General features: G+C 68.4%; 3 protein-coding genes. All 3 read right to left on the bottom strand.

From position 1 onward, the window contains the following. Window positions 1–1,112: COG4223 family protein (locus tag V6M48_RS11455; protein WP_332812672.1), on the bottom strand; the 1,112-nt coding region annotated here is incomplete at its 3' end. Window positions 1,113–1,220: 108 nt separating this feature from the next. Further along, the gene (locus tag V6M48_RS11450; protein WP_332812673.1) at window positions 1,221–1,943 is read right to left on the bottom strand and encodes a uroporphyrinogen-III synthase; all 723 of its coding nucleotides are present in this window, start codon (window positions 1,941–1,943) and stop codon (window positions 1,221–1,223) included. A gap of 15 nt (window positions 1,944–1,958) precedes the next feature. Continuing rightward, window positions 1,959–2,894, bottom strand: coding sequence for a hydroxymethylbilane synthase (hemC, locus tag V6M48_RS11445; protein ID WP_332812671.1), 936 nt, complete (start codon window positions 2,892–2,894; stop codon window positions 1,959–1,961). Between the last annotated feature and the right edge of the window lie 112 nt (window positions 2,895–3,006).

The raw sequence follows: 3,006 nt of genomic DNA, 5'->3' as shown, positions 1-3,006 counted from the left end.
CCGGCGCCGGCTTGCATCGCCGGCGGCAATTGCGCCAGGAGTTCCGCCGCCGCCTTGAAATCGTGGCGGCCAACCGCCGCCTCGAGCCGCGAGACAATCGCTTCCGGCGTGTCGCCCGGCACTTCGCCGACCGGACGGAGGGCGAGGAGGCCCTTCATCCACTCAAGCGCATCCTCGCCCATGTCGCCGCTGCTGACAGCCGCGCGGCCAGCCAGCACGTTCGGCACCTCGGCGGTGAACCGCGCCACCACCGCATCAGGGCGCGGCAGGCCCTCGGTCGCCGCCGCCTCGATTTCGCCCGGCACCGCCAGATCCGGCAGCAGCGCCTTCAGCCCCGCAAGTTCGGCCGCGAACGGCCGGCCGTTGCCAATGGCGCTTTCGAGCCCCGACACCACCAGCGGCAAGCGCACCGCCGGACCGATATCGGCCCCCCCGATTGTCTGATTCTGCGTCGAGATCGCCGTCTGCGTCGCCGCAACCTCGTCCTTGAGGCTGGTGATCGCGCTGTCCGTTGTGCCGACCCGTTGGTCGAGTGCTGTCAGCTGCGTGCGCAGCTCCGCAATTCCAGCTTCGATCGTGCTGATGGTCTGCGCCAGCGCCGTCGCGTCGGCGGAGGAGGCACCGGCGCCGATGGCGGTCACCCGGTCCTCGAGACTCTTCAGCTGTGTTTCGAGCGGCGTGAGGTCGACCGGCGCCGCCGCTGCCGGCAGTGCGGCAATCGACTGGCGTACTTCGTTCAAGCCGCCATCGAGCTGCGCGATCGTCGCGTCGAGGCTGACCTGGGTGCGCTTGGATTGCTCTTCGATTGCCGCGAGCCGCGTCTCGATCTCGCCGAGGCTGGTATCCGTCGCGTCGAGCCTCGCCGCCGGATCGGCGATCACCGGCCGCTGGTCGGGCAGCGGCAGCCAGTTGCCGAGCCCGTAAACCAACCCCGCGCCGAGCAGCCCGCCGGCCACCGTCGCGATCGAGATGGCGCTCCACGGCATTGCCAGCCGCGCCTGCGGACGAGGCGGTGGCGGTGGCGCGGGACGCGCCGGCTCCTCGGTAATCTCGGGGGTCGCCTCGGCTGCGACTTCTTCGGTGGCCTCGGCCGCCTTGCCGCGCGCCGTCATCGCGGCAGCCGGCTTCTCGGCCTCCCGCGCCTTCAGCTCGATGACCGGCGGCTTGACGGGCCCCGACTTGCGTTCAGCCATGCGGCAATTCCTTGCTTGTTCCGGTCATCATGGGTTTTGGTCGCGCGCAAACGACAAGGCAAGTCCCATCATCGCCTCTTCGCTGGGATGGTCGGCGAGCCCGACCCGCACGAAATGGGCATCGAGCAGCGGTGCGGCAACCGCCTCCGACAGGCAAAGCACGCCGAACCGCGCGCGCATCGTCTTATCCAGCCCGCGCTCGACCAGCCGCACGAAGGTCTGCGCCGTGCGTTTCGAGTAGAACAAGGCCGCCTCGATGTCGCCGCTGTTCAGCTGCTCGACGAGGCCGTCCGGCAGGGTCACCACCGGGTTCATCGCGTAGACTTCCGCGGTAATCACCATCCGCCCGAACGGCGCCAGCGATTTGCCGAGATCGGCCGACATGTCGCGCGCCGCCGGGTAAAAGATCGGCCCCGCCAACGGCGCATGCACCAGCAATTCGGCGAGGTTCGAGAAGGCGCCCTGCGCGCTGGTCACCTCGGCAAAGCCGAGATCGCGCGCCATCGCGGCGGTGCGGTCCCCCACGGCGTAGAGCGGCAGCTCGCGATATCGGGCGAGCACGCGGCGCTCGTCGAGTGCCCTCAGTGCGTTGGCACTCGTCACCGCCATGGCGGCAAAACCCTTCGGCTCCGGCAGCCCCACATCGAGTGTCTGGTGCACCAATAGCGGGCACGGCACGCCCTCGATACCGAGCGCACCCAGCCTTGCGGCGGTATCGCTCGCGTCGGGGTCTGGCCGGGTCACGAGCATCTTCAAGTTACGCGCCTATCCTTTGAATTGCCGCTGGAACTCCGGCCCTGCCTGTTCCAACAGCGTCGCACCCAGTTGCGTTCCGAGTTTGGCGGCATCGGCCGCCGCGCCCTCCACCGAGCCGCGATAGAACTCGCGTCCGTCCGGGCTGAGGATTTCGGCGGTCAACCTGCACGAAACCCCATTCAATTCGGTAAACGCGCCGATCGGGGTTCGACACGATCCGTCGAGCGTGGCGAGCAGCGAGCGCTCCGCCGCGATGGTGGTCGCCGTCGGCGCGTGGTTCAGCACCGACACCAGCTCCACCGTTCGCGCGTCGCTCTCACGGATCTCGATGCCGATGGCGCCCTGCGCCGGCGCGGGCAGGAACTCGAGCGGGTCCAGATAGGCGGTGATCTTGTCCTGCTTGCCGAGCCGGTTGAGCCCCGCCACCGCGAGCAGCGTCGCATCCGCCACGCCCGCCGCCAGCTTGGCGAGCCGCGTGTCGACATTGCCGCGGAACGGCACGACTTCGAGATCCGGCCGCACCCGCAGCATCTGCGCCGCGCGCCGGATCGACGACGAGCCCATCTTTGCTCCCTCCGGCAGCGCCGCAACATTCCCGTACTTCAGCGATACGAACGCATCGCGCACATCCTCGCGCTCGAGGAAGGCCGCAAGCACCATGCCGTCCGGCAGCCACGACGCCAGGTCTTTGCTCGAATGCACCCCGAGATCGACTTCGCCGGCAGCGAGTGCCGCCTCGATTTCGCGCGAGAACAGCCCCTTGCCGCCGGCTTCGCTGAGCGGCCGGTCGGTGAGCTTGTCGCCGCTGGTAGTGATGACGCGGATCTCGATCCGCTCGGGCGCCACGCCATGCGCCTCGGCCAGCAGCCGCTGCGTCAACTGTGCCTGAGCCAGCGCCAGCGGCGAGCCTCTGGTCCCGATGCGAAGGAACGCGGCCGATTGCATTTCAGTTCATACCTATTGTAGGCCAAAGCCGGGCTGGGCTTACCCCTTAGATAGGTAGCGGACAAGTTTGATGAGAGTGCTCGGCATCGAAACCAGCTGCGACGAAACCGCC

This window comes from Sphingomonas sp., assembly GCF_036677245.1.
Taxonomy (GTDB): domain Bacteria; phylum Pseudomonadota; class Alphaproteobacteria; order Sphingomonadales; family Sphingomonadaceae; genus Allosphingosinicella.
The sequence above is the reverse complement of the archived record's forward strand: the minus strand, read 5'-3'. Positions and strand labels throughout refer to the sequence as shown.

Coding starts and splice junctions, on each gene's coding strand:
- V6M48_RS11450 (WP_332812673.1), bottom strand. CDS start 1,943: ATGCTCGTGACCCGGCCAGACCCCGACGCGAGCGATACCGCCGCAAGG.
- hemC (WP_332812671.1), bottom strand. CDS start 2,894: ATGCAATCGGCCGCGTTCCTTCGCATCGGGACCAGAGGCTCGCCGCTG.